The sequence below is a fragment of the Marinobacter sp. CA1 genome (assembly GCF_020546665.1).
GTDB lineage: Bacteria > Pseudomonadota > Gammaproteobacteria > Pseudomonadales > Oleiphilaceae > Marinobacter > Marinobacter xestospongiae.
The window spans coordinates 1,559,667-1,573,836 of the sequence record NZ_CP071785.1 but is presented as its reverse complement, the minus strand read 5'-3'; the positions used below and the strand labels follow the sequence as shown (position 1 = coordinate 1,573,836).

General features: G+C 62.9%; 13 protein-coding genes. 4 read left to right on the top strand and 9 right to left on the bottom strand.

What is annotated here, in order from left to right:
* Positions 1-4: 4 nt before the first annotated feature.
* From mutL to J2887_RS07335, 4 genes are all read right to left on the bottom strand, one after another.
* Positions 5-1,915, bottom strand: coding sequence for a DNA mismatch repair endonuclease MutL (gene mutL / locus J2887_RS07350; RefSeq protein WP_227175335.1), 1,911 nt, complete (start codon positions 1,913-1,915; stop codon positions 5-7).
* A gap of 175 nt (positions 1,916-2,090) precedes the next feature.
* Positions 2,091-3,461: an N-acetylmuramoyl-L-alanine amidase gene (locus J2887_RS07345; protein ID WP_416381896.1), complete on the bottom strand. Its 1,371-nt coding sequence runs from the start codon at positions 3,459-3,461 to the stop codon at positions 2,091-2,093.
* 11 nt (positions 3,462-3,472) lie between these two features.
* Positions 3,473-3,979, bottom strand: a complete 507-nt coding sequence (gene tsaE / locus J2887_RS07340; protein ID WP_227175334.1) for a tRNA (adenosine(37)-N6)-threonylcarbamoyltransferase complex ATPase subunit type 1 TsaE — start codon at positions 3,977-3,979, stop codon at positions 3,473-3,475.
* The gene (locus J2887_RS07335; RefSeq protein ID WP_227175333.1) at positions 3,976-5,547 is read right to left on the bottom strand and encodes an NAD(P)H-hydrate dehydratase; all 1,572 of its coding nucleotides are present in this window, start codon (positions 5,545-5,547) and stop codon (positions 3,976-3,978) included. Before J2887_RS07335 ends, tsaE begins: the two co-directional genes overlap by 4 nt.
* A gap of 130 nt (positions 5,548-5,677) precedes the next feature.
* Between J2887_RS07335 and queG the strand changes: the two genes are divergently transcribed.
* Complete coding sequence (gene queG, locus J2887_RS07330; RefSeq protein ID WP_227175332.1) at positions 5,678-6,760, top strand: tRNA epoxyqueuosine(34) reductase QueG; 1,083 nt, start codon at positions 5,678-5,680, stop codon at positions 6,758-6,760.
* A 1-nt stretch (position 6,761) separates the two neighbouring features.
* Here the strand turns inward: queG and orn are convergent, their stop codons facing one another.
* The gene (gene orn / locus J2887_RS07325) at positions 6,762-7,310 is read right to left on the bottom strand and encodes an oligoribonuclease (RefSeq protein WP_227175331.1); all 549 of its coding nucleotides are present in this window, start codon (positions 7,308-7,310) and stop codon (positions 6,762-6,764) included.
* 128 nt (positions 7,311-7,438) lie between these two features.
* On the opposite strand from orn, the gene rsgA reads away from it, so the two are divergent.
* Positions 7,439-8,476, top strand: a complete 1,038-nt coding sequence (rsgA, locus tag J2887_RS07320) for a small ribosomal subunit biogenesis GTPase RsgA (protein WP_227175330.1) — start codon at positions 7,439-7,441, stop codon at positions 8,474-8,476.
* Positions 8,477-8,497: 21 nt separating this feature from the next.
* Here the strand turns inward: rsgA and motB are convergent, their stop codons facing one another.
* Both motB and motA read right to left on the bottom strand, forming a co-directional pair.
* A complete protein-coding gene (gene motB, locus J2887_RS07315; RefSeq protein WP_227175329.1) occupies positions 8,498-9,451 on the bottom strand; it encodes a flagellar motor protein MotB in 954 nt (317 codons plus the stop codon).
* Between the two features lie 66 nt (positions 9,452-9,517).
* Positions 9,518-10,369, bottom strand: coding sequence for a flagellar motor stator protein MotA (gene motA / locus J2887_RS07310; protein ID WP_227175328.1), 852 nt, complete (start codon positions 10,367-10,369; stop codon positions 9,518-9,520).
* 182 nt (positions 10,370-10,551) lie between these two features.
* Between motA and asd the strand changes: the two genes are divergently transcribed.
* Entirely contained in the window at positions 10,552-11,406 is an 855-nt protein-coding gene (gene asd / locus J2887_RS07305; protein WP_227175327.1) for an archaetidylserine decarboxylase, read from the top strand.
* An 11-nt stretch (positions 11,407-11,417) separates the two neighbouring features.
* Here the strand turns inward: asd and epmA are convergent, their stop codons facing one another.
* Positions 11,418-12,395, bottom strand: a complete 978-nt coding sequence (epmA, locus tag J2887_RS07300; protein WP_227175326.1) for an EF-P lysine aminoacylase EpmA — start codon at positions 12,393-12,395, stop codon at positions 11,418-11,420.
* 10 nt (positions 12,396-12,405) lie between these two features.
* Positions 12,406-12,981 (bottom strand): elongation factor P, encoded by a 576-nt coding sequence (gene efp / locus J2887_RS07295; protein ID WP_227175325.1) that lies wholly within the window; start codon positions 12,979-12,981, stop codon positions 12,406-12,408.
* A 108-nt stretch (positions 12,982-13,089) separates the two neighbouring features.
* Between efp and epmB the strand changes: the two genes are divergently transcribed.
* A complete protein-coding gene (epmB, locus tag J2887_RS07290) occupies positions 13,090-14,133 on the top strand; it encodes an EF-P beta-lysylation protein EpmB (protein WP_227175324.1) in 1,044 nt (347 codons plus the stop codon).
* The last annotated feature ends 37 nt before the right edge of the window (positions 14,134-14,170 follow it).

Genomic DNA, 14,170 nt, shown 5'->3' with positions numbered 1-14,170 from the left:
AGTATCAACGCCCCCGCAGGAAGAGCTTGTCTAGCTCGGAGAGTGTCATCAGCGCCCAGGTCGGGCGACCATGGTTGCACTGGCCGCTACGTTCGGTGGCCTCCATGTCCCGCAGCAGCGCATTCATCTCAGGAATGGTGAGCTGACGGTTGGCCCTCACCGAGCCGTGACAGGCCATGGTGCCCAGCAGCTCGTGGGTCATCGCCTCCACCCGGTCGCTCTGGCCATGTTCAATAAGATCCGCCAGCACATCGCGCACCAGCTGTTCGGCATCCGCTCCCCGCAACAGCGCCGGAATCTGGCGCACCGCGATGGTCTCCGGACCGATGCGCTCCACCAGCAGCCCCAGCTTCTGAAGGTCATCGCCATGGCTCTCCGCCAGCCCGGCCTCTTTCTGGCTTACCGCCAGTGACAGCGGCACCAGCAACGGCTGACTCTTCAGATCCTGGGCCTCAAGCGCCAGCTTCATGCGTTCATAGGTGATGCGCTCGTGGGCTGCGTGCATGTCGACCACGACCATGCCCTGATGACTCTGGGCCAGGATGTAGATGCCGTGGAGCTGGGCAACGGCGTAGCCCAGCGGGGGCTCCTCACCTTCGCCCTGGGGCGGTGTTGGCAACGCCTGCAGGTTGGCGGGTGCAGGCTGGGACGATGCCGTCTGCGTCACGCCGCCGCCGTCGTTCAGGGACTGGTAGAACGCCATCTGGTCCCGCGCCTCCCAGGTCGTTCCGCCCGACTCCTCAGGGCGCCCCTGGGCGGGCTGGGCAAACAGCGAACTGGTAGGCACGGTCGGTGCGGCATTGGCGGTCGCTGCGGCATGGATGGTCGCGGCACCGCCACTGCCGGGTTCGGCTTGCGGCTGCGGCGCGGCCGGCATCGACTGGGCCACGGCGCCGCGAAAGTGATCGTCCGGGCGCACATCCGCCAGCGCCTTGTGCAGGGTTCGGAAGATGAAATCGTGGACCAGGCGACCGTCACGGAACCGCACCTCGTGCTTGGTGGGATGGACGTTGACATCAACACTGGCCGGGTCCACCTCCAGATACAGCACAAAAGCGGGATGGCGGTTGTTGTAGAGCACATCGCGGTAGGCCTGGCGCACCGCGTGGGCCACCAGCCGGTCCCGGATCACCCGGCTGTTGACGAAAAAGTACTGCAGGTCAGCCTGGCTGCGAGAGAACGTTGGCAACGCCACCCAGCCCCAGAGTCTGAGACCGGTGGCTTCGGCATCGATCACCACCGCATTGTCAATGAACTTCTGGCCACACAGGGCACCGATACGGCGCTCCCGGTCAAGCTGACTCTGCGCCGGACGCAGGCTCTGCACCACCTTCTGGTTGTGACGCAGGCTGAAGCCGGTATCAAACCGGCCCAGGGCCTGGCGACGGAGACACTCTTCCAGATGGTTGAACTCGGTCTTCTCGGTGCGCAGGAACTTGCGCCGTGCCGGGGTGTTGAAGAACAGATCACGCACTTCCACGGTGGTGCCCACCGGATGCGCCGCTGGTGAAATGCGCGCATCCATGTCCCGGCCTTCCACCTCTACCCGGGCGGCGGCGTCCTGCTCCGGCGTCCGCGAGGTCAGCGACAGCCGCGACACCGAACTGATACTGGCAAGCGCCTCGCCCCGGAACCCAAGGGAACCCACCGCCTCGAGATCGTCCAGGCTGGCAATCTTGCTGGTGGCGTGACGACTGAGCGCCAGCGGCAGATCGGCCTCGGGAATACCGCCGCCATTGTCACGGACCCGAATCAGCTTGACGCCCCCCTGCTCGACATCCACGTCAATCGTGCCCGCACCGGCATCCAGGGCATTCTCAACCAGCTCCTTCAACACGGAAGCCGGCCGCTCGACCACCTCACCGGCAGCGATCTGGTTGGCCAGTCGGGGGGATAACAGCTTGATCGAAGACATCGGGGACGCACTCTCCTGGCACGGCAAGGGTGACGGCAAGCAGACGGACTGACCAACAGGCCAGGGCTGCCTGCCCGGAAGATGGATGGCTCAATAACAACCATCAGAGTGCTGCGATGATAGCAGAAGGGCGGCAACCGGCTCATCCGTGGTCACCACACTCTGCAAAAGTCGCTCAGGATGCGGGAATGCGTATGGTCTGGCCGACCACCACCCGGTCATTGCTCAGACCGTTGTGACGCATCAGTTCACCCACGGTGGTCTGGTTGTCCCGGGCCACGGCCGACAGGGTATCACCGCGACGAATCCGGTAACTGCCACCCTCGTTACCCTGACGCTTCTCCCAGGCCACCAGCGTGCCCGGCGGCGGGGTATGCTCAAAATAGTTGCGGATACCGCCCAGCACCGCCCGTGCCAGACGGTCGCGGTAACTGGAGCTGCCCAGGTTACGCTCCTCGTCCGGGTTGGAGATAAAGCCGGCCTCCACCAGAATCGAAGGGATATCCGGAGACTTCAGCACCACAAACGCCGCCTGCTCCACGCTCTGCTTGTGCAGGCGGGTGACATCATCCAGCTCCCGCAGCACATAATCGCCCACGCCGATGCTGGCGTTGATACTCGCCGTCATCGACAGGTCCAGCAGCACCCCGGCGAGGGTGTCGTCCTTGCCATCCAGGGACACTCCACCAGAGCCGCCAATCAGGTCGGAACGGTTTTCCGAACGCGCCAGCCAACGCGCGGTTTCACTGGTAGCACCGCGCTGAGACAAAGCAAAAACCGACGCCCCGCGGGGTTGCGGTGTGCGGAAGGCGTCGGCATGCACCGACACAAACAGGTCTGCGTTGTGGCGTCGGGCCAGCAGGGTCCGGCTGCGCAGGTCGATGTAGTAGTCGCCGGTGCGGGTCAGGCGGGCGGTATAGCCGGGCTGGGCCTCAATCATCTCCGCCAGTTTGCGGGCCAGGCGCAACACCACGTCTTTCTCCCGGGTACCGCGGGGACCGATCGCGCCCGGGTCCTCACCGCCATGGCCGGCATCCACCACCACAATGATGTCACGCTTGCCGGAGGGATCGTCGCTGAGTGTTGGCTGGGGCGGGGTCTGGCTACGGCCGGCGGACTCTCCCACCAGGTCGAGCACCAGCCGGTGCCCATACTGCTGATTGGGTTCCAGCACGAAGCTGCGGGGCCGCACGGATTCCTTGAGATCCAGCACCACCCGCAGGTCCGAACCATTGCGGGGGGCACTGCGAATGCGCTGAATGGGGCTGCCGGACAGATCCAGCTCCGAAAGGCTGGTCTTCAGCTCGGCATCGCTGATGTCGATCACCACCCGGGCCGGGCCCGAGAGGGTAAAGATGTTGTGCTGCACCTGGGCCCCGGTATCCAGCACCAGCCGGGTGTGATCCGGTGCCGGCCACAGCCGTGCGCCTTCCACCTGAGTCGCGGCCTGGGCCATCGCCGCAGCGGTCAACAGGCAGACCGTCAACGCGCCCCGCAATGCGCTCAACAGTACGGCCTTCCCCTGTGTTCTGATTCGCTTCTGCATCGGACAGTTCCTCAGTCTCCAGGTCGCCCCCGACCCTGCAGTTCACTGATGATGTACTCACCCCGTTCGGTGCCGGCCCTAAGGTGGGCCAGGCGCCCGGTACCGGAGGTCGACAGCTCGATTTCCAGGTCTGGCTCCGGCAGGATGCCCTGCCCCCGTTCCGGCCATTCAATCAGGCAGATGTCCTCGCCCAGGAAGTAGTCCCGGATGCCCATGTACTCCAGCTCTTCCGGATCGCCCAGACGATAGAGATCAAAATGGTAGGCCACCGGCTTGAGCTGTTCATAGGGCTCCACCAGCGTGTAGGTCGGGCTCTTGACCGATCCGCCATGTCCCAGCCCCCGTAACAGCCCCCGGCTGAGCGTGGTCTTGCCCATGCCCAGGTTACCTTCCAGAAACACGGTCAAGCCGTGACCACTGGCCAGGATTGCAGCCGCCAGATCACGGCCAAGCCGCTCGGTTTCGCCTTCGTCTGCCAGCTCGCGCCGGTAGGGTGAGCTATCGCTTACTTCAGTCATTCAAGCATTCCGCTGTTGGGACCTGCCGGTGCCACGACGCCTTCGGCCGCGCCCAGCAGTTCCGGTAACCGGTCAATCACATCCATCGGCAACAACCCCATAAAGCCGCGCTGCCGCGACGCCCGATCCGCCGCCGCCAGGTGCAGGGCTGCGGCCATCTCCGCCGACGCCCGGGGGTCGCCGGTCTGGGCCAGAAGCGCGGCGATGATACCGGACAGCACGTCGCCCATTCCACCGGTGGCCAGGCCAGGGTTGCTGCCGTCAATCACCGTGGGCAGACCTTCGTCGCCAACAACGACGGTACCTGCGCCCTTGAGCAGCACGGTGCCGCCGAAAGTCTGCTGCAGGCTCACTGCCGCCGCCAGTCGGTCCGCCTCCACCTCCGGCACAGACACTCCCAGCAGTCGCGCGGCTTCGCCGGGATGGGGCGTCAGCACATGGTTGCCGGCCCTGACCGGCACCCGGGTCGCCATCAGGTTGAGGGCGTCGGCATCGAGAATCTGCGGTACCTCACTGACCAGTACCTGCTGCAGCATCTGCTGCCCCCAACTGCCCTGTCCCAGCCCCGGGCCACACACCACCGCGGTGGCTCGTGCCAGCAACGGCGGCAGTTCAGAGCCATGGATCACACCCTGAACCATCAGCGACGGACACCGCGTCAACGCCGGAGCCACATGCTCAGGTCGCGTCGCCAACGTGACCAGGCCGGCACCGGAACGGGCGGCCGCTTCTGCCGCCAGCAGTGCTGCACCACCGAAACCGCGATCTCCGGCCACCACCAGCAGGTGGCCAAAGCGGCCTTTGTGAGCCGTCGCCGGTCGCCGCGGCAGGCTGACCGCCAGACTTTGCCAGTTCCGCCGCCAGGCCTGCGGCGCCTGTCCGCTCTGGGGTAGCAGCGCCTCAATATCAAGATCGTCAAATACTACACGGCCGCTATAGGCCGGCCCCTGAGCGGTGAACAGACCGGTCTTGAGGCCAATAAAGGTGACGGTGAGGTCGGCCTTCACCGCCTCACCCGCCACCTGGCCGGTGGTCGCATCCAGGCCGGAAGGCAAGTCCACCGCCAACACCGGCGCAGCAATCGCATTGCAACGTGCAATCAGGTCAGCGAAATCGCCCCGCGGCGCGCCTCGCACGCCGGTACCAAGCATGGCGTCCACAATCAGGCCGGCGCCGTCAAACAGATGGTCGGCCGCGGACGAATCCAGATCCTGCCAACGCTGCACCGGAACACCGTCGTCCTCGGCCTTCTGCCAGGCCCGTCGGGCATCGCCCTGCAACCGCTGCGGATCGGCCACTGCCACGCAGGCCACTGACCAGCCATGGCGCACGGCGCTGGCGGCGACCAGGTAACCATCGCCACCGTTATTACCGGCGCCACACAGAACCAACAGCAGTCCCGGCTCCGGCCAGACCTTGACCAGATGGCGGAAGGTAGCCGCGGCGGCACGCTGCATCAGTTCGAAACCGTCGACGTGACCACCCTCGATCACATAACGGTCGATTTCCCTCACCGCATCGGCGGAATAGAGGGTTTCTGGTAAGCTGTGGCTACCAGCATTATTCATCGCCGCAACCCCGGTAAAGAATCCAGTTTAAGTTAATTGGCCAGATGTCTGTAAAGAATAGCAAAACAGATAGAAAGGTCATAACTTAATCAATTTCAATTTGGTTAGATCCGCCTCCCCAGCCAACACCATGACTGACACCCTAGAGTCCCTGCCGGACCTTATCCGCCAATGGGCCCAGGAACTGGGCTTCGCCGACGTCGGTATCACCCTGCCCGATACCGGCACCCACGGTGACCACTTGAAGCAGTGGCTGGCCGAAGGCCTGCACGGTGAAATGGCCTACATGGCCGATCATGGCGACAAACGCTACACCCCGGATTCCCTGATACCGGGCACCCTGCGGGTTATCTCCCTGCGCATGGACTACCTCAGCGCACCGGACAGCCCGAAAGATGTCCTCGCCAACCCGGAGAAAGCCTACATTTCCCGCTACACCCTGGGGCGGGACTACCACAAGCTGATCCGCAAACGCCTGGCCACCCTGGCCAAGCGGATCGACGAGGCCGTGGCCGGTTACGACTATCGGGCGTTCGTCGACAGCGCCCCAGTTCTGGAAAGGGCCCTGGCGCAGCGGGCGGGCCTGGGGTGGCAGGGCAAGAACACCATGATCCTCAGCCGCAAGGCCGGGTCGTTCTTCTTTCTGGGAGAGATCTTCACCAGCGCCCCTCTGCCGGTGGACGAGCCTTACGACAAGGAACACTGCGGCCGCTGTCGCGCCTGTCTCGACAAGTGCCCGACCGACGCCTTCCCCAGCCCCTATCGCCTCGATGCCCGACGCTGCATCAGCTACCTCACCATTGAGCTCAAAGGCAGCATTCCCGAGGAGCTTCGAGCTCTGATGGGCAACCGGGTTTTCGGTTGCGACGACTGTCAGCTGGTGTGCCCGTGGAACCGGTTCAGCAAGGTCAGCGACGAGGACGATTTCCATCCCCGCCATCAACTCGACAATACCGAACTGGCGGAACTGTTTCTGTGGACCGAGGCGGAATTTCTCAAACGGACGGAAGGGTCGGCCATTCGCCGCACCGGCTACGAAGGCTGGCTGCGAAACCTGGCGGTAGGTCTGGGCAATGCCCCCTCAACCATTCCGGTTGTGGAGGCACTGAAGCAACGGGCGCATTTCCCATCGGCGCTGGTGCAGGAGCATGTGCACTGGGCGCTGGCACGGCACGGCATCGATCCGGCCACTATACCAGCGCCAACGAACTGACTCAGGGCTCCATGCGGAAGAACTGCTCGCGGTAGTGCTGGAGTTCGGCGATGGAATCGCGAATGTCGTCCAGAGCCAGATGGGAGCCCTTCTTGCGAACTCCGGCCAGCACATCGGGTCGCCAGCGTCGCGCCAGCTCCTTGACGGTGCTGACATCCAGGTTGCGGTAGTGGAAGAACCCCTCCAGTTCGGGCATGTACTTCACCAGGAAGCGACGGTCCTGGCCAATGCTGTTGCCGCACAGCGGTGACTGACCAGCTTCCAGGTGCTCACGCAGGAAAGCCAGGGTCTGCTGCTCGGCCTCCGCTTCCGAAGTCTTACTGTCGCGAACCCGCTGGGTCAGGCCGTTCTCACCGTGGGTGCGGGTGCACCATTCGTCCATCGCATCCAGCACAGCATCGGGCTGATGGATGGCAATAACCGGGCCTTCAGCGAGGATGTTGAGATTGGCATCGGTGACAATAGTCGCGATTTCGATAATGCGTTCCTGCTCCGGATCGAGTCCGGTCATTTCCAGATCAATCCAAACCAGGCGATCGGCAGCGGCCATGGGGCGTCTCCAGTGGTCGAGAGAGTGAGCGCCCGGCCAGACAGGCGGGCGACGATTCGCGTATGATGTTACACCAATCCGCCCCCGACACCGGAATCCGACAGTCCCTTTTACGGCATAACTTCTTCATGGCTAAACGTCGACTCAACAAGCAACAGCAGTGGCGCATCCAGAAAATCCAGTCTGAACGGGCCGAGCGTGCCAAGCGCAAGGAGCGCAACATCGACCGCCAGCTCGATTCCGGCGAACTCGGCAGCGAGCAGGCCGGCCTGGTGATGGCTCACTATGGCCAGCAACTGGACATCGAGGCTCTGGAGGGCGAACGCAAAGGCGAGCTTTTCCGCTGCTTCGTACGCGCCAACATCGACAGCCTGGTCACCGGTGACCGGGTGGTGTGGCGCCCCGGCGCCGACCAGAGCGGGGTGATTGTGGCCCGCAGCGAACGCCAGTCACTGCTGCAACGTCCCGACAAGTACGGCCAGCTGAAGCCGGTGGCCGCCAACATCGACCACATTATCCTGGTGATCGCGCCACAGCCGGAACCCCACGACAACCTGATCGACCGTTACCTGGTTGCCGCGGAGCTGACCGACATTCCGGCGGTAATCCTGCTGAACAAGGAAGACCTGATTGACGATCACAACCGCGACCACATTGAGCAGCTACTGGCCCGCTATCAGCGCCTCGGCTACCGGGTAGAACGGACTTGCGCCCACGCCGGAGACGGCGCTCCGGCCCCCCAGGTCACTGAACTGGTGACCCGGCGCACCAGCGTGTTCGTGGGTCAGTCCGGGGTCGGCAAATCGTCACTGATCCAGACCCTGTTGCCTGAGGAAGATATCCGCGTGGGCGCGGTTTCCCAGAGCACCGGCAAGGGCGTGCACACCACCACCACCGCAAAACTGTTCCACCTGGACTGTGGCGGCGATCTGATCGACTCGCCGGGCATCCGCGAGTTCGGCCTGTGGCACATGTCGCCGGACGATATCGAGCAGGGGTTCCGGGAAATCCGCGAGGTGATTGGTCTGTGCCGGTTCCGCAACTGCCGTCACCAGGGCGACCCCGGCTGCGCCATCGACGAAGCGGCACGGGACGGCCGCATCAGCCCCGAACGGCTGCACAGCTTCCATCGCATTCTACAGGACATGGAAGAACAGGGAGGCTGAGCCGCCCCTGTTCTCCGCCGTCTACCAGCTCAGTTCCTCGGCATCCGGTTCCGGCTTGGGCTGGAACCAGTCACCACTTTCGAGCTTGTCCTGCGCCTGCTTACGCTCCGCCGCACTGGGTTCGGTCAGATCAATCAGGGGCTGGCCGCCGGCGTTGTCGCGGATGTCTTTCTGGGCTTTCTTGTTGAGCACAATGATGGAGATGCGGCGATTCACCGGCGCTTTCGGGTTGCTCTGGTCAAACAGCACGGAATCACTCAACCCCACGACGCGGGCAATCTGATCAGACCCGACACCACCGGCCACCAACGCACGGCGGGCAGTATTGGCCCGCTCTGCCGACAGCTCCCAGTTGGTGTAGCCGGGCCGGCCGCTGAATGGCGTGGCATCGGTATGGCCGGTGATACTGAGCTTGTTGGCCACCGCCCCCAAGGGCTTGGCGAGTTCGAACAGAATGTCCTGGGAATAGTACTTGAGCTGGGCCCGGCCGCTGTCGAACATCGGGCGCTGGGAACGGTCGACGATCTGGATCCGCAGCCCCTCATCGGTGATGTCGATCAGCAGCTGGTCCTTGAATTCCTGCAGCGTTTCACTCTGCTCGATCTGCTCCTGCAGATCCTGGAACAGCTGCTCCATCTGGCGTTGCTCCAGGGTATCCGCCAGCTCTTCGATGGTCTCATCTTCAATCACGATCTGCTGATCCGCGATGTCGGCCTGACTGGACTCCACCACCGAGGCGCTGCCCTCCAGGTCCACCGGATTGGGGGAGCCGCCCTCGGTGAAACCGACCGGATCACGGAAGTAACCCTCAACGGCCTCGATCTGCTCCGGCGTGGCGGTAGCCGTCAGCCAAAGCACCAGGAAGAACGCCATCATGGCGGTAGCGAAGTCAGCAAAGGCTACCTTCCAGGACCCCCCGTGATGGCCCCCGGATACCTTCTTCACCCGTTTGACGATGATCGGTCTTTCTTCCACAACTGCACCTGCTGATCGTTAAACCGCACCGGCACCAGACCGGCGGCATTACCCGGGCCGGTCGCGCTACTTCGACCGGACGTGGTCGTTGAGCTCCTGGAACCCGGGCCTTTTGTGGGTCGGCAGGGCCTTGCGGCCGAACTCAATCGCCATCTGGGGCGCCTGGCCAGACACCGTCGCCACCACTGAGGCCTTGACGCATTCGTAGGCCTTCACTTCGTACTTCACCGCATGCTCCAGAGCGATGGAGGTCGGTCCCACAAAGCCGTAGCCCATCCAGATCCCCAAGAAGGTCCCCACCAGCGCGGCTGCGACGCTGAGACCGATGCGTTCCGGACCTTCCGAGAGGAAGTTCATGGTGATCACGATACCCAGCACCGCCGCGACGATCCCAAGGCCAGGGAGCGCATCCGCTATCTTGTTGACGGCATGAGCCGGCTCTTCCAGCTCGTGCTGGCGGCTGTCGATCTCGTTATCCATCATGCCTTCCAGCTCGTGAGGCGCCATATTGCCGGCAGAGATAATGCGCAGGTAATCGGTCACGAACGCCATCAGCTCCTTGGATTTGAGTACGGCGGGATAACGGCTGAAGATGGCACTGGAGTCCGGGTTGTCGATATCTTCTTCAATCGACATCACCCCCTGCTTGCGGGATTTGTCGAAGATGTCGTAGAGCATGCTGAGCAGGTCAAGGTAGAACGCTTTGTTGTAGGGCGAGCCGGTGATCAGCCGCATCACACCTACGAACACCTGCTTGATGATATTGACCGGGTTGGCAATGACAAAGGAACCAAATGCCGCCCCGAAAATGATCAGGACTTCCGTAGGCTGCCAAAGTACCGGCAGTTTACCGCCGTGGAGTACGTAGCCCCCGAGGACACAGGCCACGACGATGATTGAACCAAGGATTAATGCCATAGACTCTACCAACACCTTTATTACTGAATACCTGGATCGGAAACGCCGATCCCAATGGCAGCCGCTCCAATCATAGCAAGGGCATTCGCAAACGGCGAAAATAACAAACATTTTTCCCGGACTGTCCGCCGATACGGAGTCTTTGCTAGAATCTGCCGCTGCCCTGGCACGAGTAGCGATTCATGTTCGACAAGTTATTTGTTTTAAGTCAATACCTTACTCCTCAACTGGCGGTCTCCCGACTGGCCGGAAAACTGGCGGATCATGACCGCTCCCCAGCGATGAAGAACCGCGTCATCCGCTGGTTCATCCAGCGCTACGGTGTCGACATGAGCGAAGCCCTGGAGCAGGACCCGAGTGCTTACGCCAGTTTCAACGAGTTTTTCACCCGCGAACTCCAGCCCGGTGCCCGCCCAGTGGTCGCCGACCAGCAGGTGATGACCAGCCCGGTGGACGGTGCTATCAGCCAACTGGGCCGTATCGACGGCAATCGGGTCTTCCAGGCCAAGGGCCAGCACTTCAGCCTGCTGGAGCTGCTTGGCGGCGACAGCGAGCGCGCCGCTCCTTTCGCCGGCGGCGAGTTTGCCACCATTTATCTGGCCCCGAAGGACTACCACCGGGTCCACATGCCACTGGCCGGCACCTTGCGGGAGATGGTCCACATTCCCGGCAAGCTGTTTTCAGTGAATCCAGTCACTGCCGCCAACGTGCCCAACCTGTTCGCCCGTAATGAGCGGGTGGTCGCCATGTTCGATACCGAGTTCGGTCCGTTGGCCATGGTTCTGGTGGGCGCGATGATTGTTGGCAGCGTGGAAACCACCTGGGCCGGTGTGGTGGCCCCGGGCACGCCATCGGTCACCACCAGCCGCTACACCCAGCAGGACCCGATCCGCTTCGCCAAGGGCGACGAGATGGGCCGTTTCCGTCTGGGCTCAACGGTGGTGATGGTGATGCCGAAGGGTGCGGTGAGCTGGCAGCCGGAACTGGCCGCCGGAGATGTGGTTCGCATGGGACAGGCGTTCGGCAGCAAGGCCTGAACCGTCAATACCTAAGCTCGTTCAAGAGGGAATGCCACGACATCGTCGATGGCATCCCGCCCCTGCTTGAGCATCAGCAGCCGGTCCAGCCCCAGCGCCACGCCGGCGCAGTCCGGAAGGCCTGCGGACAACGCCGCCAGCAATTCTTCATCCACCGGCATGGCCGGTTTCCCCTGCGCCAGACGGGCGCGGTTATCAGCCTCAAAACGGGCACGCTGCTCGTCCGCATCGGTCAGCTCCCAGTAACCGTTGCACAGTTCCAGCCCGCCAATGTAGAGCTCAAAGCGGTGCGCCACCGCAACGCCGTCGACCTGTGAGATCCGCGCCAGCGCTGCCTGGCTGGCCGGGTACTGATGGATAAAGGTAGGCGATTCCTCCGCCAGCGCCACCTCTACCTGATGACTCATCACCAGTTCAAGCAGGGTGTCCCGATCCAGCGAAGCTGCCAGCGATTCCCCCACCCAGGCACCACAACGCTGCACCAGCACCTCATCAGCCACGGTAAACGGATCAATCCCGGCATGGCGCTGCATGGCATCCCGATAACTCAACACCCCGGGACGGGAACACCCCAGCCAGCCACACACCAGGTCGGCGACCTCCGCCATCAACTGCTGGTCGGTAAAGCCGGGGCGATACCACTCCAGCAACGAAAACTCGGGGTTGTGACGATGGCCCCGCTCGCCGCTGCGGAAGGCGCGGAAGACCTGAAAGATGGGACCACTGCCGGCTGCCAGCAGCCGTTTCATGTGGTATTCGGGGGATGTCTGCAGCCACCCCCGGTCACAGGAGTCGCCGGCAATCGGCGCAAACCGGGCGGCAATGCTGTCGAGGTTGAGATCGGTCACGCCGTGGCGACCGAGCACCGGGGTTTCCACCTCGAGGACACCCCGGCGATCAAAGAAGTCCCGCAGGTAGGCCAGTTGAAGGGCCCGGGCCTGCAGGTCCGCCAACGAGGCGGTGGGTTGCCAGCGTTCGTTGGCGGTCATGGCAGGAAACTTAGCTGCTCTTGACGCGGTTGACGTACTCACCGGTACGGGTATCCACCTTCAGCACTTCGCCAATGGTGATGAACAGCGGAACGTTAACCACAGCGCCGGTGGACAGGGTTGCCGGCTTGGAGCCGCCCTGTGCAGTGTCGCCTTTCATACCCGGGTCGGTTTCAACGACTTCCAACTCAACAAAGTTGGGCGGGGTCACCGACAGCGGGGCACCGTTGTACAGAGTCACGGTGTAAATATCCTGCTCCTTCAGCCACTTCAGGGCATCAGCAACCGCTTTCTCATCCGCAGGATGCTGCTCGAAGGAGCCGTCTGTGGCCATGAAGTGCCAGAACTCACCGTCGGTGTACAGGTATTCCATGTCCTGCTCAACGACGTCGGCGGCCTCCAGGCTCTCACCGGACTTGAACGTACGCTCCCAGACCCGGTTGTTGTTGAGGTTCCGCAGTTTGACCCGGTTGAACGCCTGGCCCTTGCCCGGCTTGACGAATTCGTTGTCCAGGATCACACAGGGGTCGCCATCCAATAATACTTTGAGACCACTGCGAAATTCGTTGGTAGAATAGGAAGCCATGTTAATATCACCTGAAACTGATGTGTCGACTGAAACTCATGCATCGGCTGGCATATCTGAACAAGATGTATCGCCCGAAACGATGCTGTTGGGAATCGAAAGCTCGCTATGATACAGCGAACCCCCGTCCGTATAGAAGCCCGCCAACAAGATAACGATTCCGACCGCTGGCAACAGATCCTGGCAAACTCCATTACCACCCCGGAAGCGCTGCTGGGCGAACTGGGTCTGGATGCCGGGCATTGGCTCAAGGGCGCCACCGCCGGTCACCGCCTGTTCCCGATCCGGGTGCCGCACCCCTACCTGCAACGCATCGAGCCGGGCAACGCCGACGACCCGCTGCTGCGCCAGGTGCTGCCGCTGAGCGCGGAAGCGGAAACCCGCCCCGGCTACCTGCTCGACCCGCTGGAGGAAGACCAGGCAACCGCCGGCACCGGCCTGATCCGCAAGTATCGCAGTCGGGCGCTGCTGATGGTCACCGGCCAATGCGCCATCAACTGCCGTTACTGTTTCCGTCGCCACTTTCCCTATGACGATCACCGGCTTGGGCCGGCGGATCGCCAACGCGCCATTGCGACCCTGGCCGACTCGCCGGAGATCAATGAGGTGATCTTCAGCGGTGGAGATCCGCTGGCGGTCAACGACCGACTCCTGGCCCGCTGGGTTCGTGATCTGGCCGAGATCCCACATCTGCGGCGTATCCGCATTCACAGCCGGCTGCCAGTGGTGATTCCACAACGGGTGACCGAGGAACTGCTGGGCTGGCTCAGCGCAACCCGACTACAGCCCGTGATGGTACTGCATATCAACCATGGCAATGAGATTGACGCGGCCACTCGCGACGCCCTGGCCAGACTGCGACAGGCCGGCGTCACCCTGCTGAACCAGAGCGTGATGCTGCGGGGCGTGAATGACGACGCAGACACCCTCGCAGAGCTCAGCGAAGCGTTGTTCGACGCGGGCGTGCTGCCCTACTACCTGCACGCCTTCGACCCGGTGCTCGGCGCCCACCATTTTGACGTGGATGACGATCAGGCCCGGGCCCTGGCACGCCAGCTGCTGGAACGACTGCCTGGATTCCTGGTGCCAAAGCTGGTTCGGGAGGTGCCGGGACGAACCGCCAAAACGCCACTGGACCTGCACGCCGAATAAACCGCAGGTCCTTGCCGGCCACAATTGTCAATTTTTG